Raw genomic sequence first — 20,093 nt, forward strand, 5'->3', positions numbered from 1 at the left:
AAACTGTTGTAAATTTGTCATCATAACCACATATCATTACCAAAAGTTTACTCGTATTTATATTAGGTTTCACCAATGAAAACAATGACTTTAAAATTATCCGTGATTGCCCTTAGTGCCGCTGTCGCTTTGATGACAGGCTGTGCCAATCGCAACACTTCGCCCAGCTCTCAGGTGGTGGTCGCCCCTAATGGTATTGCAGGCTATACAGGCAAGGCTTATCATGGCACGCCTTTGGTTAATAATTCCAAAGAAATCAAAGAGGCCGCCTCTAAGCTACCAAGCCTTGTGCATTTTGACTACAATTCCGATGTCATCAAACCACAAGCCGCCCAAATCCTAGACCAGCAAGCCAAATTCTTGACCGACAACCAAACCGCTCGTGTCTTAGTAGCAGGTCATACAGATGAGCGAGGCAGTCGTGAGTATAATATGTCATTGGGCGAACGCCGTGCTGCTGCCGTGCGTCAATACCTGATGTCCAAAGGCGTTCATCAAACCAAAGTTGAAATCGTCAGCTTTGGCGAGGAACGCCCCATTGCCACAGGCTCAGCCGAAGCCTCATACTCAAAAAATCGCCGTGCCGAGCTGTCTTACTGATACCTACGCCAGATAAGCTAACTCCAACTGTTTTGGTTGGGGTTTTTGTTTTTCATCATATCAATCGCCAGTGCTCTTTTTAAACATCATCGTTATGACACAAATCCTTCAAAGATGTGTATTTTTATGCCAATCATCAAAAAATAACCTTGATAATCTTTAAATACACCAACAAAAAAAACAGCCCCAAATGGAGCTGTTTTTTATGCCTTGTGGCGGATTAGAAGCGGTAAGTAACACCAAGTTTAGCGATTGGTAAAACTTTTAGGTAGTTTTTGTCTTCCAAATCTTTTTCAGCTTGTGCCGCCAGCTCATCACGCTGTGCTTGGCTCATGTTTGCTGATGCACCAGTTGCAGTTACGGTTGCATCAACTTGACCTAGATAAGCAGCACCCACTTCGCCAAACACGCCCCAGTTTTTGTCGATGTTTGGACGGAAACCAACGGTTAGGTATGGAGCAACTTTATTGCGATGTTCTAGCTTACCTTCTAGCACGCCCACATCAGATTGGCTGTAATCTTCGCCACCGATGCGATAAGTGCCATCACTGTTTGGATTGGCTTTAACTTCTAGTTTGTTGTCTGGAATGATGATACCAGTACCGATGGTAAACCAGTTTGCTGCTGGGCGAAGTTGTACACCTAGGTATGGGTTGCTAAAACGAGTGTCTAGCTGATAGTTAACACCTTTGGCATCAAAGTTATCATTGATGGCTTTGGCGATGTCGCCACCTGCCCAACCAGCCACAACTTCGGTGGTCTCGTTCGCACCCCAAGCGATGTTTGCACCATAGCCTAGTGTACCAACTTCTGCACTGATGGCAGCAGGTTTGGTTGCAGTTTTTACGAAAGTGCCAGCACCATTAACAATGGCTGAACCTGTGTTAGTAACTGCTTTGGTTGTGCCTTTTAGTAGGCTGCCTGCTGCGTCAGTCACTGTATTTGCCATCGCACCAGTAGAAACCAATGCTGTTGCCAACAATGCTAATTGAAATTTTTTCATTGTATTCTCCTTACAAATAGTCGCATTTTGTGGGTTTAACAATTTGCCTGATAAAGCGACTTGGTTATCATTGGTTACATTTAACCATATTTTTTTGGTGCTTGTCATCTCAAAAAATGGGCTTTGTTGTGGTGTCTTGGTAATTTATGATGATGGTTTGTATAACCTTTTGGAAAATGTGCAAGAATTGAGAAAGAATATTACTTATTGATACATTAAGATTTTTAAGCGTGATTTATATAAATATCTGATAAATACGGAAACGGTTTGTTTGATTATCAAGAAAAGTTTGACAATGATTTTGTTGATATTTTATCCAAAATATGAGCATCTAATCACGCACCACCACACTTTCATACACTCTAAGCGGCTTAATGCTAAGGGCTTGGTTTGGTGCATGAGGTTGGGTGGCTGGCATGTTAATTGCTAATTGAGCAGTCATCACACTGACCAAAATACCGTGCTGAATCAAGCATCTGCTCGCCTGATTGTCGTGCATGGATAAGGATAGGCAGGTTTTGGCAAGATGAATTTTATCCTTATCATCAGCTTGCCATGCCATCGAATGTAAGGTCAGATGATAAGTATCGTCACTTGTGTCTGCAACATGAGCGTACCAAGTTGTTGTAGCGGGCTTGATGTCAATCCAAAAATGCCTGCCCAGCTGTTTGGTGTATTGGCAAGATTGACTGGTGCGTTGTTGCCATGTCGCACCACCGCACCCAGACCATAAGATGCCATCAGGTTGCTTGATTAGTAATGAGGCTATATGCTGAGGATTATTGAGTATCATCTGGACGCCATCATCTGATGCTCGCTTGGCTTGGTGCTGTAATCTTGCGATTTGCTTGGCATGCTGAGTTAGTTTGGCATCATTATCCATCTGCGACAAGGCAATCATCGACATCGCACCAACAATCAGCACCACCATCAATACGATGAGCATCACAAAACCCTGCTGCCGCTTCATGATTTACCACCCAGTCTTAGGTTGGTTGGTGTTAAATACACACGATGAATTCGCCAATCCTGCTTGGGCGATACCAATAATCGCTGTGTCTGCCCAAATATCGACATGGGTGCTTGACGAGCCTCTGCTGTACCACGACTCATCAAAACCAGCTCAATCGCCACAGGCTGAACGCTTGGATAATGACGACGATACTCATCAAGCAAGACGGATTGTATGCCTTGATTTGTTTGGACAGATAATCTTACCCAAAACCCACCAATGTCGCCCATCAAGACTGAGCCTTTCTCGCCCAATCCTTCTGGCGACCATGCTCTTTTGACCTTGCGAGCATCGTTTTGCTCATCAATGATGGCATTTTGATGAGCGATACCCAGTCCTTTTTTGTCACGAGTGCCGTCTCGATGAATCTCATCGACCACATAGTGTATGGCATTGCATCGCAAGGCAAGCGTGCCATCATCTTCTTTTTGGACAAAATATCGCTCAATCACTCTTTGCCCATCAACCATCACAAGACGACCATCGCCAAGTCGCACTTGCCGACTGCCCAGTACCAGCCGACCTTCACAATCCCACATATCCTCAGGGGCGGTATAATGTATGCTTAGCTGGTCTGATGGACGCTGGGTATGACTAGGTAGTGTCTGATGTTGGCTGATGATTTGTTGTGCATTGCCACGCTCAATGCGAAGCTGACCTAATTGACTAGGTGCTATCAAAATGCCATCTGCCAAGCCCAAACCCGCCAGCGTGATATGCTGACCAATCTCCAACAAATCCGAACGATGGTCAATGAATCGCCCCAAATCCTGATGTCGAATGCTGTATTTGACAAATGTTGCATAAAGCCCAGTACCCATCAAAACAACCATACTGCCAATCAGTATCGCCACCAGCATTTCCAACAAGCTAAATCCTAAGTTTGATTTCATTCAAACTCCCAAGCGACACATTGCTGCTGACCGCTCTCATCACAGCTGGTATCCTGACTAAGCATATCACCCCAAATCGCCACTAAGCACGCCTGCCCTTGACACATGCTTGGCATAATCATCATGCCCACATCACTGGCTGATTGTGCCAACAAAAAAGCCTGATGACGAGCCATCTGAGCTTCTTGACATGCCAAAGTACACAGATTGACACCGCCATCAAGAGCCTTTTGATAAGCCAAGATAGGATTATCCTGAGTGATTGCCAGATGATATAGCTGGCTTAGCTGCTGTTGATATATCTCTTTTTGAAAGCCTTGCATCACATCAGTCATTTGGGCGTGCTGATGAGCCAGCAAAGTGGCATGATGCCGTTTATCCGCATTGGCACTAGCAACCACCGCACGCCCCTGCACCGCCAGATAGCCAAGTGTCACCATTGACAAAATCAGGAGTGATAACAGCACTTCCAATAAACTAAATCCGCCTTGTCTATTCATGCTTTGCCAATCGCTCCAAGCCAAGTTGCTGACTGCCGTGTGCCAAACAAACTGCCAATATCTTGACAGAAGGATACTGCCTACCAATCAAAGTTGCCACAGCGGACAAAGTGGCTCCTGTGGTCGCCACATCATCAAACAAAATGACCTGCGTGACGGGCAATGCCTGTAATAAATAAAAATCCCCCACAACATTATCTAGGCGTGCCTGACGACTCAATCCACGCTGGTGGGCAATATTATCAGCGCGAGCCACGCCCTGCCAAATGGGTAATTGCCAATGCTTAGATAGATATTTTGCCAACATTAACACAGGATTAAAGCCTCGTTCACGCAGTCGTCTGGTAGTCGTTGGCACAGGAATGATGACGGTATTGTGCCTAGAACAATGTTCAGGCTTAGGCAATGTATCCAGCAGTCTGCTTAATATCATAAAACAGTCGGTTTTTTGATGGTCTTTAAACTGGCTAATGATTTGGTTGATGGGGTACTGATAGTAACAGATGGGGTATGCCAGCAATGTCCGCTCTGCTTGCAAAAAACCAATCTTAACTGGCGACTGCTGGTAAGCAAAATCAGATAAGCAGTGCTGGCACACCACTTTATCACGCCCAGTAAGTCTGCTTAGGCACATCTGGCAAGTGCCATGCAATGTCGCTGCCGTTCTTGCCCACCAATAAGGGGCAAATCGAGTCTGATGTATCAGGGCGGATGATGGGCGGTGTGCTGGCAAAATAACCATTCCTTGTTGTATGTTGATTGCATGAATTTTAGCCCAAGCCATCTAAAATTTCAAATAAAAAACCGCCAGCATCTGCCAGCGGTCTTGATGGTCACAGTCCCATCCAGTCATTAAGCATGACGCCAATGCCGATACCCGTGGTTTTTTTGTTGTAATCAATCAAAGACTGACCATAGCCTTGGAATAGCTGAACATAGGTGCTGATGCCTTTGTCAATGGGGTGTACATAATCAAGCTGTAATGCCCCACGATTTGAGCCAGGATTATAGCGAGCCGTACCAGAAATGTTACCACCAGAATTCAGCTGGTACAAAAATTTGACATCGCCATAGCCGTAATAATCCATGATGTCTGGATTGTCATTCTTTTTGCCTTTGCCTTCGCCATCTGCCACTCTTGCCCATAGGCGTGGCATCACGGTCAATTTATCCCATTCCATACCAGCCATCACATAAGCACGGTTCCACGAACGAGACAGTGGGTCTTTTTCGCCATTAGAATGATGCACCAATCCTGCCCCCAGCATACGAAGCTGACCCCCAAACGGCAAGTCCGCCTTAACAGGCTGTGTCACGAACACTTCTGGCTGATAATCATGAGCTCTAAATGGGCGAGAGTTGTTCTCATTATACACCTGCCAATGCGACTGCTGAGTATAGCCCACCCATAAATCCGCGTCCGTACCCAATAGATTTTCCGCAGCTTTTGCCTTAACCGACAGTTGGAATTTTAGCTCAGGGATTTGCATTTGATGTTGGTTATAATCCACCTGCTCTTGACTTGGTGTGCTTGGGTGTCTGTTTGGATTGGCGTTAAAATACAAAGGCAAAATATACATAGGATTGTGCGGTCTTGCTGACCACAATCCTGTATTATTTCTATCCAAATCAAACGCCAAGCTCAGCGGTGTATAACGGTCTGCTGCCGTCTGTAATGCTTTGGTGTCATTGCTTGAAATCGGCTGAGCTTGCTTGCTGTCTTCGGCAGCATAAACCACCTGTCTGTTGCCACTCACGGTGCTTTTAAGAGTGCTTGACAGTTCAATTTGGCGTTTTGGTGCAATAAAACTAGGTACTTGACCTTGTGCCAACGAATCATAGCACGCCAAACGCATCGCATCGTTAATCAATGACGAACATTCAAAAAACAACGCCTCGCCCTCGCCACGATCGGTGATGTTATGCTCCTGCCAATTAATTTTGCTGGTATCAGCATGAGCCTCCACCCCCAACGCCATGACTGCCAATACAGATAATGATGGTAAAAATTTATTCATTATTCGCTCTTTTTTAAGTGATTAAAATCAAAAAAATCATTCAAATAAACCGCTCATCTTAGCAAACTATTCGTATCGCTTGCCCTGATGTTCAATATAGCCACCTTGATGTCTGCCTGCTGGGTCGTGGTGCGTCCAGTGAACCACACCGCCCTTATCGCTATATTCGTATTCGCCATAAAAACGAACCGCATCGCCTTTTTGTAAGGCGTCAAGGCGTGGAGCAAGGTCAATATTGTGAGCAATCAACACAGTCTGCTTACCACCATCTAACTTGACGATGAACTTTTGGTGACGACTGCCTTTAAGGTCATCTGCCAATATCGCCTTGACAGTACCACAGCCCAAGACTTGCACATTGGAACGCTGATTGGCAAAACTTTCCAAAATAACTTGATTTTGGCACGATGTCGATTGATTTTGTTGTTTGTGCAAACTGTCTGGCTGAGCAGGTGTGCTTGGCTGTTCCTGCTTGCAAGCCAGCAAACAAGATGACATCAGCACCGCCATCAGACCTAATTTTATCATTTTCACACTTAGGCTCGCCTTGATTGAATTAACCGCTTATTATAGGTAGTTTTTGGTCAAATGTATATCAAATTTACCATTCATTCACAAATCTATCTGCACAGACTGTGTCAGCACTCGCCCTTTGGGTGTGCGGTCAATGTATTTTTGCTGGATTAGATACGGTTCAATCACATCTTCAAGCGTGCCTCTGTCCTCAGCAAGTGCTGCCGCCAACGCCTCAACACCCACAGGTCCGCCACCAAAGCGTTCTTGTAATGCCTGCAAATAGCGTCTATCCAAATGGTCCAACCCTTGCTTGTCTACATTAAGCATATCCAAGGCAGATGAGGCGATATGCTGGGTAATCATGCCATCGCCTTTGACTTCGGCATAATCACGCACACGACGCAGCAGGCGGTTGGCGATGCGAGGTGTGCCACGACTGCGACGAGCAATCTCTACCGCCCCATCATGGTCAGATGCCACACCCATCAGACGAGCGGAGCGTTTGACGATGGTGGTCAAATCTGCCACGCTATAAAACTCCAATCGCTGCACGATACCAAATCGGTCTCGTAATGGCGAGGTCAATAGACCTGCCCTAGTCGTTGCTGCCACCAGCGTAAATGGCGGCAAATCCAGTTTGATAGAACGAGCGGCAGGACCTTCGCCAATCATGATGTCAAGCTGATAATCCTCCATCGCAGGATATAAAATCTCCTCAATGGCAGGACTTAGTCTGTGAATCTCATCAATAAATAACACATCGCCTTTTTCAAGATTGGTCAGCATTGCCGCCAAATCGCCCGCCCTTTCTAGCACAGGACCGCTGGTAGAACGCAGATTGCCGCCCATTTCTTTGGCGATGATATTAGCAAGTGTGGTTTTGCCCAAGCCTGGCGGACCAAAAATCAGCGTGTGGTCTAATGCCTCTCCACGAGCTTTGGCAGCAGGAATGAATACCTGCATTTGTTCTTTGACGGTCGGCTGTCCGATGTATTCTGCCAGCGAAGTGGGTCGAATGGCACGGTCGGTTGGGTCGTCTTTTTTTGGACTGGGGTCGATGAGTCGATGGTCTGACATGATAAAGCTGCTTTTTATGGATAATGTTGCTTGCTATTTTAGCACAAACTCATCATAAATTAACCAATCCACCCCGATTGATGAGCAAACAAACCATCTTGATTTTGCTCATTTTACATGATTTGACCAAATCCACGCCATTTTTTGCTAAATTTAGCAGTTTGGCAAACGCACTCGCCAAAATTTGCCAAAATGGGCAATTTTTTCCCTTGTGTTACTAAAATTAGACTAAAAAAACAATACACATACATTTTATTGGTAATTTTTGTATGACTTTTTGCAGATAAACAATTATCATAGGCACAAATCAAGGAACAAGCGATTTTGTCAATGATGAAACATACCACCATCTATCACACCACCAACAAAGTGTGGCTAAATCTTTTGTTAAGCACGCTGATATTATCCGTGCTAAGTGTCACTCATCTGGCTCATGCTGAATCTCGCTATCAAAGAGATGCTCGCAACCAACTTCGTCAAATCAGCACCCAAGATGTCTATTTGACCGTCAGCCAGTATGAATTGGCGTTGATTCAGGTGTTGTCAGAAATCTGCCCACCCATGCTTAATCAAAACCAAAAGGTTCGTTTTGATAAGGTGTACAACAAACAGCTGCGTGCATTCATGCCCAATAACAGCAATCCACAGCAAGCACTACGCCAGCTGTCGGGACAACGGGACTATCGGTTGATTTTGCACAATGTGCGTTCATGGACAAAAAGCTATCCTGCCAGCGAAAACCGTGCTTTGTGCAAAGAATTTGCCCAAATGCCCTTATAGACCCAATAATCATTTTAATTTTATCTTCACACCCTGCCTAAGTGATGATGTATGTCATCACTTTTTGATGATTTAAAAGTCGCCAGATGACGATGAATTTTGGGTCTGTTTTGTCAAAGTTTGCCAAATTTCCCATCATTTTTGCCAAAAAATTTGTTATACTACCCCAAAGACATGGTAAATTTTTTGGATAAAAAATATGTACGCTTTTAATCGCAGTTTTCCAAACACTCGCCTGCGTCGTCTGCGTGTCTGTGATGGCATTCGCCAGATGGTCGCTGAAACCCACCTAAAACCCCATCATCTGATTGCCCCTGTTTTTGTCATCGAAGGCAATAACCAGCAACAAGCCATTGCCAGTATGCCCAATGTCTATCGCTACTCGATTGATTTATTGATTGAGCATACCAAAGAATTGTATGACGCTGGCGTAAGAATGATTGACATCTTCCCTGTCATCGACCCAAATCTAAAAACACCTGATGGTCGTGAAGCCTACAATCCAGACACGCTGGCAGTGCGAGCAGTTAAGGCGATTAAAGATGCTTGTCCGCAAATGATGGTGATGACCGATGTCGCCTTAGACCCCTACACCACACACGGTCAAGATGGCATCATTGACGAGACAGGCTATGTGGTCAATGACATCACCACCCAAGCTCTTGTCAAGCAAACTTTGGCTCATGCCAAGGCAGGGGCGGATGTCATTTCGCCCAGCGACATGATGGACGGTCGTATCGGTGTGATGCGTCAAGCCCTAGAAAGCGAGGGTTTTGTCAATACCGCCATTATGGCATATTCTGCCAAATACGCCTCCGCCTACTATGGTCCGTTTCGTGATGCTGTCGGTAGTGCTGGCAACCTAAAAGGACACAAAAAGCAGTACCAAATGAACCCTGCCAACCGAGCCGAAGCTCTGCACGAGATTGCTTTGGATTTATCCGAAGGGGCGGATATGGTGATGGTCAAACCTGGTCAGCCTTATTTGGATATCGTGCGTGAAGTCAAAGACAGCTTTGGCGTACCAACCTTTGCTTATCAAGTCTCAGGCGAATACGCCATGCACATGGCAGCAATCCAAAACGGCTGGCTGTCTGACGCTGTCATTTTAGAAAGCCTGCTTGGATTTAGGCGTGCAGGTTGTGATGGGATTTTGACCTATTTTGCCTTAGATGCCGCCAAAATGCTAAACGACCTATAATTTTAAGTAACACTTGTACCAATTTTATTCAAAACCGTGTTAGAATAGCTGATGAATTTTTCTTAATAGCTGACTAAAAGCCCATTGGTACAACACCGCTCTGATGAGCATTAATTATTTGATGGATTGATTATGACTATTGAAAATGACACCGCATCTATCAATGATGCCGATCTAAAAAAACAGCAGTTTGAACAAGCTGCCTTGCACTATCACGAACACCCACGCCCTGGTAAAATCAGCGTTACCCCAACCAAACAAATCGCCAACCAGCGAGATTTGGCATTGGCATACTCGCCAGGCGTTGCTGTGCCATGTCTTGAAATCGAAAAAGACCCAAAACTTGCCGCCAAATATACCGCTCGTAACAATCTGGTTGGTGTCATTACCAACGGTACAGCCGTGCTTGGCTTGGGCAACATCGGTGCATTAGCCTCAAAACCTGTGATGGAAGGCAAAGGCGTACTGTTTAAGAAATTTGCTGGTATTGATGTATTTGACATCGAAATCGACCAAAACGACCCAGACAAGTTCATCGAAGCAGTGGCAAGTCTTGAACCCACTTTTGGTGGTATCAACCTAGAAGACATCAAAGCCCCAGAATGCTTCAAAATCGAAAGAGAATTGCGTGAACGCATGAACATTCCTGTGTTTCACGATGACCAGCACGGTACAGCCATCATTGCTGCCGCTGCCTTATTGAACGCCCTAAAAATCGTCAATAAAAACATCGCTGACATCAAAGTTGTCTGCTCTGGTGCTGGTGCTGCTGCCATCTCTTGCCTAGAACTCATCATTGCACTTGGTGCGACTCGCTCCAACATCTTTGTGCTAGATTCTCGTGGTGTCATCACCAATCGTCGTGAAAATCTGGACGAATCCAAACAACGCTTCGCTCAGGACTCTGATGCCACTACTTTGGACGAAGTCATCACTGACGCTGACTTTTTCTTGGGTCTGTCAGGACCTGGCATTCTAAGCCAAGAAATGGTCAAACGCATGGCAAAAGACCCTATTATCTTTGCCCTTGCCAACCCAACCCCTGAAATCATGCCTGAGCTTGCTCACGCTGCTCGTCCTGATGTCATCATGGCAACGGGTCGTTCTGATTATCCAAACCAAGTCAATAATGCCCTGTGTTTCCCTTACATTTTCCGTGGTGCATTAGATGTGGGTGCAACCATTGTCAATGAAGAGATGAAGATTGCTTGTGTTCACGCCATCGCAGCGATGGCTCACACCGAAGAGTCTTTGGAAGAAACCAAAAAGAGTGCAGGCTTAGGCAGACAATTTGGTCGTGAATACCTCATTCCAGGACCACTAGAACCAAATCTTATCCTAAATATCGCCCCAGCCGTTGCAAAAGCTGCAATGGATAGCGGTGTGGCAACTTTGCCAATCGAAGATTTTGATGCTTACCGCCAAAAACTTTCTGAGTTCGTCTATAACTCAGCATTGGCAATGAAGCCTGTCTTTACCCAAGCCAAATCTGCACCAAAACGCATCGTGTACTGTGAAGGCGAAGATCCAAATGTCCTTCGTGCCGTGCAAGTGGTGGTTGATGAAAACATGGCACAGCCAATCCTGATTGGTCGTCCCGATGTCATTCAAGCACAGATTGACGCATTGGGCTTGCGTCTGACTTTGGGCAGCAATGTACAAGTAGTGGATTTAAACAACAATCCAAAATATGAAGACTACTGGAAATTCTACCACAAGAACAATCAACGCTTGGGCGTTTCTGAGGAACTGGCTCGCCGTGATGTTCGCCGTAAGTCAACCCTGCTGGGTGCATTGATGGTTGAAAAAGGTGACGCTGATGGTATGCTGTGTGGTACTTTTGGTTACTACGATTTACATCTAAACTATGTTCGCCGTGTGATTGGCAAAAAAGACAGCGTCAGCGACCTGTACGCCATGAGCGGTGTCATCATGCAAAATCGCACGCTATTCATCGCGGACCCTTATATCCACGAAGACCCAACCGCTGAGCAAATCGCTGAGATGACCGTACTGGCAGCTCAAAGCGTGCGTCGTTTTGGTGTTGAGCCTCGTGTGGCGTTGCTGTCGCATTCTGATTTTGGTACTTCAAACCGTGAATCCGCCCAAAAAATGCGTCAAGTTCACGACTTATTGACTCAGATGAATGTTGATTTTGAATTTGATGGCGAAATGCACGGCGATACCGCTCTTGATGTGCGTATCCGTGAAGAAAACCACCCATTTAGCACCCTAAAAGGTTCGGCAAACCTACTGATTATGCCAACTTTGGACGCAGCTCACATCTCGTTCAACTTACTAAAATCAGCCACAGGTTCAGCAACCATCGGTCCAATCCTATTGGGTGCTGACAAGCCTGCACACATCTTGGTGCCGTCATCAACCGCTCGTCGTATCGTGAATATGACCGCCATTGTGGTGACAGACGCACAGCAAAACGACAAATAATCCACTTATTTGTTCATGCAAAACGCCAATTCTTGATGGATTGGCGTTTTTTATACCATAAGCCCTCTACTTGGTTTAAAAATAATCATCGCCACATTCAATCATCTTACTATGGTTTTTTTAACCAAAACTTGCTATATTAAATCCATCTTTTCTTTTTTTATATCAATAATCATGCAAGTTTTTTTGGTTGGTGGTGCGGTTCGTGACGCTTTGCTGGGACTACCCATCAAAGACAAAGATTTTATGGTGGTCGGTGCTACGCCAGCACAACTATTGTCGGCAGGCTTTGCCCAAGTTGGGGCAGATTTTCCTGTGTTTTTGCACCCTGATAGCCATCACGAGTACGCCCTTGCTCGTGTGGAGCGAAAAAACGGTCAAGGCTATCAAGGCTTTGCTACCGACACAACAGGGGTTAGCCTTGCCGATGACCTACTAAGACGAGATTTAACCATCAATGCCCTTGCCATCGAGGTAAACGGACTGTTTGACGATACGCCAAAGACAGGGCAAGTCATTGATTTTTATAATGGTTTGGAAGATTTAAAACAAAAAATCCTACGCCATATCTCCCCTGCCTTTACCGAAGACCCTTTACGCATTTTACGCACGGTGCGTTTTTTGGCTCGTTATCATCAGTTGGGCTTTAAAATTGCCGATGAGACCATCTGCCTTATGCAACAAATGGCACAAAATGGCGAATTGGGGCATTTAAGCCGTGAACGCTTATGGGCGGAAAGTGTCAAAGCGATGGAGGCTGGTACGGCTCATATTTATTGGCAAAGTTTAAAGACGCTAAATATTTTGCCCTATTTTTTAAAAGCATTAGATGACTGCTGGCAAGATGAATTGGTTTTTAAAAAGGTCATTGAGCGATTAGACTTGGCAAAAAAAGATAATATGGCGGTACAATTTGCCATTTTATGTAGTGGCTATTTGAAAAATAACGAGTTAAATAAAGCGTTAATTAAACAAATCGCTCATCAATTAAACGCCCCAAAACACCCAATACATATCGCCAATCTCTTAACAGACTTTTATGATATTTTTAATCAAACACCAAAAGCGGTAGATATTATCAATTTAATAGAAAAAACCAAAGCTCATCAAGGCAATCGACAAACGCTTGATGACACCTTGACTGCCATTTTTTTGATGAAACAAGATGCTGACGATGGATACAGCCACGCAGTCAAACTCTTAGATACCGCTATCGCCATTTATAAGGACATTAGCATCAAGGATATTGATGAGAATTTGACTGGCAAAGAGATTGGCTTGGCACTACATCAATTAAGAATCAAACAAATACAGCAACTACTTGACGAGACACCAGCTCATGACCAATAAAGTCGCTCTCATCACAGGTGGAGCAAAACGCATCGGAGCCAGCATCAGCCAATTACTGCACGCCAATGGTTTTGATGTCATCATCCATCATAGCACCAGTATCCAGCACGCTCATGCTTTGGTTAATGAGTGTAATGCCATTCGCCCCAATTCTGCCAAGTGTGTACAAGCAGATTTGGGTATTGTCAATGATTCATTGGCATTGCAACGATTTTATCAACAAGTGATGGATTGTTTTGGCAGGCTTGATGTACTGGTGCATAACGCATCAAGTTTTTATGCCACACCGCTTGATGGTGATATTGAACAACTACATCAACAATGGGACGACTTATTTTTGACCAATGCCAAAGCACCCTTATTTTTAAGTCGGCTGTTTTTGGACGAATTGACACACAATCAAGGCAACATGGTCAGCATTTTAGACATTCATGCCAATGACAAGCCTTTTGTTGGCTATCCCATCTACAATATGGCAAAAGCCGCTCATCGCATGATGGTGCAAAGTCTTGCCCTAGAACTTGCCCCAAAGGTGCGTATCAATGGCGTATCGCCAGGCGTGAATATTTTTCCAGATGACAACAGTAACGCCCAGCTCAATGATGACACCAAGGCACTCTTGACTGACTCCATACCGCTTGCCTGTATTGGTACGCCAGAGGACATCGCCCAAGCGGTGCTATTTTTTACCAACACCCCTTACATCACAGGGCAAGTTCTGGCGGTGGACGGTGGGCGAAGTTTGACGCTCAAAGGCGGTTAGACTTATGCTCAGCTGTGTTTTAAATACACTAAAACGCTTCATTACTTTGTGCGTGATTGCCCTATGTTTGGCGTTTGTCTTGGCGTACATGACAAGTTTTGCTCCCGCCCCTGATGTGGTAGAGTTTGATGATTGGGGCTGGTGCGAAGGTTATGCCACTGCCGATGATTGTGATGTTGGACTGCGTAGTGATGGCAATTTATCAGGACGAATTTTTGTAAAATATCTTAGCGATTGGTTTTTTATCATCTTACCCATTACAGCACTTGTGTATTTGCTTGGGCTTGTGTTTGTGTGGTTGCGGCAAAAAATAAAAAAAGCATTTTGGCGTGATGAGTAATGACAAATAACACAATCCATCTATGTTACCAAATTCTTGCAAAAACTTACCCAATCGTTAAAAACCATTTGGCTTTTTAATAATTTTATTGTAGAATGTGCCGTCTTTTTGTGTCTTTGGCAAAAGACAATATTTGGTTTTTATAAATTGGAGTAAGATAGCATAATCAAATTTCAAACACGCCCGCTAACAGATTTTATGATAAGTCATTGATTTATCGACATTTATAATCTGCCAAAAGTAAGTTTGATGGGTATTAAGCAATCTAAAACGCCTTTTCTTTTGCGTTCCTAAACGCTTGTGGAGGATTTTTCATTGAGTACACCTGTTACTGCCCTTAATAATGTTGCTAAGTTGCAACGAAATCTTGGTCTCTGGCATGTCATCATCATCGGTCTTGCCTATATCCAGCCAATGACCCTACTAGACACCTTTGGACAAGTCTCAGAGGCAAGCCTTGGGCATGTGCCAATGTCATACGTCTTTGCCTTGATTGCGATTTTGCTAACTTCTATCAGTTATGGGCATATGATTAAAGCCTATCCATCATCAGGCTCGGCTTACACCTACACCCAAAGAGCCATCAACCCATCAATGGGCTTTATGGTCGGTTGGTCGTCTTGGCTTGATTATCTACTTTCACCTCTTGTCAATATCATTTTGGCAGTGGGCTATTTGACCGCTCTATTTCCCGATGTCAATCACTGGGTTTGGGTCATTGGCTTAACAGGCTTGATGACTGGGGTAAACCTATTTGGCTCAAAAGTGGTGGCATATTTTAATAGCTGGATTGTGTTTGTTCAGCTTGCAGTGATTGCCATTTTTGTGTTTATGACCTTTCAGCAACTCAACGCAGGAGTCAATGCTGATGGTACGATTGATGTATCTGCCAGCTATCAAATGTGGAGCCTTGACCCATTTTGGAACAATATGACTTCTGTAACGGCAGTGATTACAGGGGCAACCATTTTGTGCTTCTCGTTTACAGGATTTGATGCTTTATCCAGTCTTGCCGAAGAGACCAAAGATGTCAAAAACACTCTACCCAAAGCAATGTTCCTAACTTCTTTAATCGCAGGGATTATCTTTATTATCAGCACCTATTTTATGCAACTGTATTTCCCAAAAGAAGCTGTGGGCTATTTTGGGAAAGAAGCTATTTCTGATGGCACACAACCTGCCATTTTATTGGCAGTGGGTGGTGCAGTATTTCAAGGTTGGGTGCTTGGCTTTGCCATTGTAACGGTAATGGCATCAGGCATTTCGGCACACGCAGGTGTCTCTCGTCTGATGTATGTGATGGGGCGTGATGGGGTCATTAGCCAAAAATTCTTTGGTAAGATTCACGAAAAACTGCTAACACCTGTCAATAACATTTTGCTGGCAGGGGCAATTTCCTTGACCGCAGGCTTTATTGAGCTGGATACAGTAGTGGACTTGATTAGCTTTGGGGCATTGACTGCATTTAGTTTTGTGAATTTATCGGTACTATTTCACTACGCTGCTCGCCACAAACGCAACAAAACAGGTAAAGACATTGCCAATTATATTATCATTCCAACACTGGGCTTTATTTCGGTCATTGCGATGTGGTTTAATACCACCCAGCAAGCCTTTTTGGTTGGCATTAGTTGGGCATTTATTGGCTTTATTTGGCTTGGCATCAAAACTTCTGGCTTTAAAAAGCCTGTCCCACAATATCGTGAAGACACCTGATTGTTTGGCATATTTCAAACATCAGTCCATAAAAATATCCCCAAATTTTGGGGATATTTTTTTATTAAGATTATCATTCATCAGACTTAGGGTATAAGGCAGGTAAGTCCAGCATTTGCTTAACTAAGGCGAATTTTAGGGAGTCTCGACTGCCCAAATAAATCTGATAAAAACTAGAATTAAGCAAACTTGCCCCACCATGACCCACCGCCCAGATGGTCGAAAGATAATCACGGCTACTCATCGTGCTGTTTTGCTCTTGTAGATATGCCGTGGCGATTTGCTCAACTTTTGCCATACGCTTGCGGCGAATGTGATATAATTTGGCAAACAAATCATTTAGCCCAAGCACCGTTGATGATAATCTTTCTTCGATGTGGTTAAACAGCACCGCTCTTTGGGGCAGGTTGAGCATTTGTAGCACCATGCGTGCAATCCCTGCTGCCGCACCATCATTGACATCATTCATGCCAAACAGTCGATTTTCATAATCAATCAAAATTCGCAACAGTAGTTCATCTTTACTGGCAAAATGCTTGTACAAAGTACCCTTTGCCAAGTCTAATTGTAGGGCAAGACTGTCTAGCGTCAAATCGCCCTCGCCAGATTCTAGCAATAATTGCTCAGCGGTTTGCAAAATCTTGCTTTCTCTGTCTTCAAACTTCTGTTTGCGGTCGGTCATAATCACGGTATTCTTATTGAGATTATCAACGCTTGTTTCTCGTTGATATTGTTGGATTTTTAATGGGCAATTATAGCAAAATTAACACCGTCAATATATGTTATTTTTGCTAAAAAACCATCAAAATCGTGTCAAAAAGTACGCCAAATATCTCGCTATTGTTGCATTTTTATCCAGTTGGTTGAGCTATTTAAGATAATATTTGATTTTATCAATGAAAATGATTTTTAAAACTTCGCAAAATAATGTGAATAATTGTACACTTTAATAATGCTTTATGATAATATAGGAAAAGCAGCCAAAGCAAGTGTCAAAATACTTACTTAGCCAAAGTTTGCAATCTGTTTTTATAAGGCTTTCTCCTATGAGCATTGAACGCAATCCTGAAAGTTTTGACAATGCACCCATCAACTGGGTACCTGCCATTGTCCTGCTTTCCACACCGATTTTAGCAATCATTTTAGTGCCATGGTATCTATGGACACACGGCACTACCCCTGCTGTTTGGACAGCTTTTGCCTTTTTTATGGCTTGGACAGGGCTATCGATTACCGCAGGTTATCATCGTCTATGGGCTCATAAATCTTATGAAGCACACCCGATTGTCAAATATTTTTTATTATTGGGTGCAACACTGGCTGTCCAAAGCTCAGCCTTTGACTGGTGTTCAGGACATCGTACGCACCATCGCCATGTCGATGATGAATATGACGACCCGTACTCATCAGCTCGTGGTTTTTGGTTTAGTCATATGCAATGGATGCTAAAAAAATACCCAAGCGGTCAATATGACTACAAAAATATCCCTGACCTAAAAAAAGATAAAGTGCTGACCCTACAACATAAATATTATGGTCTATGGGCGGTCTTGACCAATGTGGTCGTTGTGGGCATTGCAGGTCTTATTACAGGCGATATGCTGGGGACTTTTTTGATTACAGGTCTGCTGCGTTTGGTTTTGACCCATCATTTTACTTTTTTCATCAATTCTTTGTGCCATATGATTGGCTCTCGTCCTTATACCGATGAAAATACCGCACGAGACAACCCTGTATTAGCAGTATTGACTTGGGGCGAAGGCTATCACAACTATCATCACTATTTCCAATACGATTATCGCAATGGCGTCAAATGGTGGCAATACGACCCAACCAAATGGTTCATCGCTACTTTATCAAAAATCGGATTGGCCTCTGAACTTAAAAGAGTTGATGACCTGACCATCAAGCACGCCGAAGTAACGATGCAATTTAAGCGAGCCCAAGAACGCATCGCCAAAGGTGGTGAGCCAACTTTGGACGACAGACTTAATGCTTTTAAAGAACGCATCAATGCTGAATATGAAGCATTTACCAAAACGGTCGAAGAATGGCACGCTCTAAAAGCCAAATCCATCGAGCTAAAACGAGCCAAACTAAGCTCAAAAATTACCGAAGCAGATGAACGCCTAAAAGCTCAGTTTGCCCAAGTAGAAGCCAAAATTCGAGCACACAGCGAGCATATTGAACAGGCGTTTTTACAACTCAAAGGTAAAATCGCCTAGTCCAAACGAACAAGCCCCACGCCAGCGTTGGGGTTTGTTTTTTCATTGTGCCAGCATCTCTGACGGCTTATAATACTCTTATTTTTTGATAATCCAATCATGAAATTCATTCAACGATACAATCAGCATAATCCAAAACTTTATCATCATCAGCTGCCATCAGCACTGGATAATCCAAAACTGGTTCATCTAAATACCAAGCTGCTATCACAACTTGGCTTGGATACATCACTCATCGATTGGCAAGCCGTGATTGGCGGTCAGCTTGATGATTTGATGGCAGCTGCCAGTAAGCAAGGCGACAGTCTTGACCCCTTAGCCATGGTCTATGCAGGACATCAGTTTGGGCAATGGGCAGGACAATTAGGCGATGGGCGTGGACTGCTGATTGCCGAAGTGCTGGATAGGGCTGGGAATATTCATGAATTGCACCTCAAAGGTTCTGGAAAAACTCCCTATTCTCGTCATGGCGATGGGCGAGCAATGATTGCCAGTACAGTCAGGGAATATCTATGTTCGCACGCCCTATCACATCTGGGCATCGCCACATCGACCGCCATCGGCTTTGTGGTTTCAGACACACTCATTCATCGTGGGCAACCAGAACGAGCGGCCGCTTTGCTTAGAGTGAGTGATTGTCATGTTCGGCTTGGGCATATCGAATGGGTTGCCTGCTACGCCCCAGAGATTTTTCCTGCTTTCATTGATAAGTTAATCGCTGATTATTACCCCCAATTACATCGCTCCCAGACAAATAAAGCCACCGACATCGTCGCCTTTGTCAGGCAAATCGCCCTTCGCACCGCTCGACTGATTGCCAGCTGGCAACTGGTTGGATTTAGTCATGGCGTGATGAATACCGACAATCTTAACATCACAGGCAGTACGCTGGATTTTGGCCCGTTTGGTTTTATGGAACGCTTTGACCCAACTTGGATTAATAACGCCTCTGACCACACCGCCCGTTATTGCTATCAAAATCAGCCCACCATCGGGCATTATAATCTTGCCACCAGTCTAAGGCATCTGTATCAGCTTGGATTGACAGGTGCCCATCTTCGCCAGATTTTATTGGATTATGAAAATGAATTCATCAAGCAATATCATCAAGGGCTGTTTGCCAAATTTGGATTTGAAGCCTTTGACTCATCACAACAAGATAACCTAGAACAGCTGTGTTATGATTTTTTATATTTATTACAAAATCATGCCTTAGATTACACCAATAGCTTTCGTGCATTGATTGCTGTTGTTGATGAACGCCAGCATTTATCACAGTATGCTCATGAGTATGCCCTGCTGGATATTTTGTATCAAGAACTGGGTCATCAAGGCAAACAAGACTGGGAAAACTGGCTAAAACGCTATAAGTCAGCAATCGCCCTATATCCATCGCCAACAACCACTCTCATCGACAAACTATCGGCCACCAATCCTGTCTATGTCCTACGAAATCATTTGGCACAATCTGCCATTGATGGCGTGCTTAATGATGATTTTTCAGCATTAAATCGAATATTTACACTATTAAGCAACCCTTATCAATATCAAGACATCAGCAGCCCAAATGATGTGCATAGCAGCCCAAAAAGTCAGGTTGCTACGGTCAGTTGCCTCTCCTAAATCCATAATATTATCATGGATTTAGGCT

19 protein-coding genes are annotated in these 20,093 nt (G+C 44.2%); 10 read left to right on the top strand and 9 right to left on the bottom strand.

Annotation, left to right across the window (positions count from 1 at the left end):
- Positions 1–75 precede the first annotated feature (75 nt).
- Positions 76–600: a peptidoglycan-associated lipoprotein Pal gene (pal, locus tag LU297_RS02795; RefSeq protein WP_263076893.1), complete on the top strand. Its 525-nt coding sequence runs from the start codon at positions 76–78 to the stop codon at positions 598–600.
- Between the two features lie 220 nt (positions 601–820).
- Here pal and LU297_RS02800 read toward each other — a convergent pair whose 3' ends face one another.
- From LU297_RS02800 to ruvB, 8 genes are all read right to left on the bottom strand, one after another.
- Positions 821–1,603, bottom strand: coding sequence for a hypothetical protein (locus tag LU297_RS02800; RefSeq protein ID WP_263076894.1), 783 nt, complete (start codon positions 1,601–1,603; stop codon positions 821–823).
- A 331-nt stretch (positions 1,604–1,934) separates the two neighbouring features.
- Positions 1,935–2,573, bottom strand: coding sequence for a hypothetical protein (locus LU297_RS02805; protein WP_263076895.1), 639 nt, complete (start codon positions 2,571–2,573; stop codon positions 1,935–1,937).
- Positions 2,570–3,508, bottom strand: a complete 939-nt coding sequence (locus LU297_RS02810) for a PilW family protein (protein ID WP_263076896.1) — start codon at positions 3,506–3,508, stop codon at positions 2,570–2,572. Before LU297_RS02810 ends, LU297_RS02805 begins: the two co-directional genes overlap by 4 nt.
- Positions 3,505–4,008: a prepilin-type N-terminal cleavage/methylation domain-containing protein gene (locus LU297_RS02815; RefSeq protein ID WP_263076897.1), complete on the bottom strand. Its 504-nt coding sequence runs from the start codon at positions 4,006–4,008 to the stop codon at positions 3,505–3,507. Before LU297_RS02815 ends, LU297_RS02810 begins: the two co-directional genes overlap by 4 nt.
- Positions 4,001–4,792, bottom strand: coding sequence for a ComF family protein (locus LU297_RS02820; protein WP_263076898.1), 792 nt, complete (start codon positions 4,790–4,792; stop codon positions 4,001–4,003). Before LU297_RS02820 ends, LU297_RS02815 begins: the two co-directional genes overlap by 8 nt.
- 49 nt (positions 4,793–4,841) lie before the next feature.
- Positions 4,842–6,026 carry a phospholipase A gene (locus tag LU297_RS02825; RefSeq protein ID WP_263076899.1) on the bottom strand — a complete coding sequence of 395 codons (1,185 nt, stop codon included), beginning with the start codon at positions 6,024–6,026 and terminating at the stop codon, positions 4,842–4,844.
- Positions 6,027–6,092: 66 nt separating this feature from the next.
- A complete protein-coding gene (locus tag LU297_RS02830; protein WP_263076900.1) occupies positions 6,093–6,554 on the bottom strand; it encodes a DUF3465 domain-containing protein in 462 nt (153 codons plus the stop codon).
- Between the two features lie 84 nt (positions 6,555–6,638).
- Entirely contained in the window at positions 6,639–7,619 is a 981-nt protein-coding gene (gene ruvB / locus LU297_RS02835) for a Holliday junction branch migration DNA helicase RuvB (RefSeq protein ID WP_263076901.1), read from the bottom strand.
- A 330-nt stretch (positions 7,620–7,949) separates the two neighbouring features.
- Here ruvB and LU297_RS02840 point away from each other — a divergent pair, with 330 nt between their 5' ends.
- The 7 genes from LU297_RS02840 (at position 7,950) to LU297_RS02870 (ending at position 16,217) form a co-directional block, all read left to right on the top strand.
- Positions 7,950–8,399, top strand: a complete 450-nt coding sequence (locus LU297_RS02840; protein WP_263076902.1) for an MCR_0457 family protein — start codon at positions 7,950–7,952, stop codon at positions 8,397–8,399.
- A 199-nt stretch (positions 8,400–8,598) separates the two neighbouring features.
- Positions 8,599–9,600, top strand: a complete 1,002-nt coding sequence (hemB, locus tag LU297_RS02845) for a porphobilinogen synthase (RefSeq protein WP_263076903.1) — start codon at positions 8,599–8,601, stop codon at positions 9,598–9,600.
- Positions 9,601–9,732: 132 nt separating this feature from the next.
- A complete protein-coding gene (locus LU297_RS02850) occupies positions 9,733–12,048 on the top strand; it encodes an NADP-dependent malic enzyme (RefSeq protein WP_263076904.1) in 2,316 nt (771 codons plus the stop codon).
- 174 nt (positions 12,049–12,222) lie between these two features.
- A complete protein-coding gene (locus LU297_RS02855; protein ID WP_263076905.1) occupies positions 12,223–13,398 on the top strand; it encodes a tRNA nucleotidyltransferase/poly(A) polymerase-related protein in 1,176 nt (391 codons plus the stop codon).
- Entirely contained in the window at positions 13,388–14,161 is a 774-nt protein-coding gene (locus LU297_RS02860; RefSeq protein WP_263076906.1) for a pteridine reductase, read from the top strand. Before LU297_RS02855 ends, LU297_RS02860 begins: the two co-directional genes overlap by 11 nt.
- A 4-nt stretch (positions 14,162–14,165) precedes the next feature.
- The gene (locus tag LU297_RS02865; protein WP_263076907.1) at positions 14,166–14,501 is read left to right on the top strand and encodes a hypothetical protein; all 336 of its coding nucleotides are present in this window, start codon (positions 14,166–14,168) and stop codon (positions 14,499–14,501) included.
- A gap of 315 nt (positions 14,502–14,816) precedes the next feature.
- Entirely contained in the window at positions 14,817–16,217 is a 1,401-nt protein-coding gene (locus LU297_RS02870; RefSeq protein ID WP_263076908.1) for an APC family permease, read from the top strand.
- 73 nt (positions 16,218–16,290) lie between these two features.
- On the opposite strand, the gene LU297_RS02875 is transcribed toward LU297_RS02870, so the two are convergent.
- Positions 16,291–16,899 carry a TetR/AcrR family transcriptional regulator gene (locus tag LU297_RS02875; protein WP_263076909.1) on the bottom strand — a complete coding sequence of 203 codons (609 nt, stop codon included), beginning with the start codon at positions 16,897–16,899 and terminating at the stop codon, positions 16,291–16,293.
- Between the two features lie 364 nt (positions 16,900–17,263).
- Between LU297_RS02875 and LU297_RS02880 the strand changes: the two genes are divergently transcribed.
- Both LU297_RS02880 and LU297_RS02885 read left to right on the top strand, forming a co-directional pair.
- Positions 17,264–18,442: an acyl-CoA desaturase gene (locus LU297_RS02880; protein WP_263076910.1), complete on the top strand. Its 1,179-nt coding sequence runs from the start codon at positions 17,264–17,266 to the stop codon at positions 18,440–18,442.
- A gap of 99 nt (positions 18,443–18,541) precedes the next feature.
- Positions 18,542–20,065 (top strand): protein adenylyltransferase SelO family protein, encoded by a 1,524-nt coding sequence (locus LU297_RS02885; RefSeq protein ID WP_263076911.1) that lies wholly within the window; start codon positions 18,542–18,544, stop codon positions 20,063–20,065.
- Positions 20,066–20,093: the final 28 nt, after the last annotated feature.

The sequence above is a fragment of the Moraxella nasicaprae genome, from assembly GCF_025643275.1.
In the GTDB taxonomy this organism is placed as follows: domain Bacteria; phylum Pseudomonadota; class Gammaproteobacteria; order Pseudomonadales; family Moraxellaceae; genus Moraxella; species Moraxella nasicaprae.

Excerpts from the sequence above, each read along its gene's own strand:
- LU297_RS02820 (WP_263076898.1), bottom strand. The coding sequence starts at position 4,792 with ATGGCTTGGGCTAAAATTCATGCAATCAACATACAACAAGGAATGGTT.
- ruvB (WP_263076901.1), bottom strand. The coding sequence starts at position 7,619 with ATGTCAGACCATCGACTCATCGACCCCAGTCCAAAAAAAGACGACCCA.
- LU297_RS02885 (WP_263076911.1), top strand. The coding sequence starts at position 18,542 with ATGAAATTCATTCAACGATACAATCAGCATAATCCAAAACTTTATCAT.
- LU297_RS02800 (WP_263076894.1), bottom strand. The coding sequence starts at position 1,603 with ATGAAAAAATTTCAATTAGCATTGTTGGCAACAGCATTGGTTTCTACT.
- LU297_RS02860 (WP_263076906.1), top strand. The coding sequence starts at position 13,388 with ATGACCAATAAAGTCGCTCTCATCACAGGTGGAGCAAAACGCATCGGA.
- LU297_RS02825 (WP_263076899.1), bottom strand. The coding sequence starts at position 6,026 with ATGAATAAATTTTTACCATCATTATCTGTATTGGCAGTCATGGCGTTG.
- LU297_RS02830 (WP_263076900.1), bottom strand. The coding sequence starts at position 6,554 with ATGATAAAATTAGGTCTGATGGCGGTGCTGATGTCATCTTGTTTGCTG.
- LU297_RS02810 (WP_263076896.1), bottom strand. The coding sequence starts at position 3,508 with ATGAAATCAAACTTAGGATTTAGCTTGTTGGAAATGCTGGTGGCGATA.
- LU297_RS02805 (WP_263076895.1), bottom strand. The coding sequence starts at position 2,573 with ATGAAGCGGCAGCAGGGTTTTGTGATGCTCATCGTATTGATGGTGGTG.
- pal (WP_263076893.1), top strand. The coding sequence starts at position 76 with ATGAAAACAATGACTTTAAAATTATCCGTGATTGCCCTTAGTGCCGCT.
- LU297_RS02815 (WP_263076897.1), bottom strand. The coding sequence starts at position 4,008 with ATGAATAGACAAGGCGGATTTAGTTTATTGGAAGTGCTGTTATCACTC.
- LU297_RS02865 (WP_263076907.1), top strand. The coding sequence starts at position 14,166 with ATGCTCAGCTGTGTTTTAAATACACTAAAACGCTTCATTACTTTGTGC.
- LU297_RS02880 (WP_263076910.1), top strand. The coding sequence starts at position 17,264 with ATGAGCATTGAACGCAATCCTGAAAGTTTTGACAATGCACCCATCAAC.
- LU297_RS02875 (WP_263076909.1), bottom strand. The coding sequence starts at position 16,899 with ATGACCGACCGCAAACAGAAGTTTGAAGACAGAGAAAGCAAGATTTTG.
- LU297_RS02855 (WP_263076905.1), top strand. The coding sequence starts at position 12,223 with ATGCAAGTTTTTTTGGTTGGTGGTGCGGTTCGTGACGCTTTGCTGGGA.
- LU297_RS02850 (WP_263076904.1), top strand. The coding sequence starts at position 9,733 with ATGACTATTGAAAATGACACCGCATCTATCAATGATGCCGATCTAAAA.
- LU297_RS02840 (WP_263076902.1), top strand. The coding sequence starts at position 7,950 with ATGATGAAACATACCACCATCTATCACACCACCAACAAAGTGTGGCTA.
- hemB (WP_263076903.1), top strand. The coding sequence starts at position 8,599 with ATGTACGCTTTTAATCGCAGTTTTCCAAACACTCGCCTGCGTCGTCTG.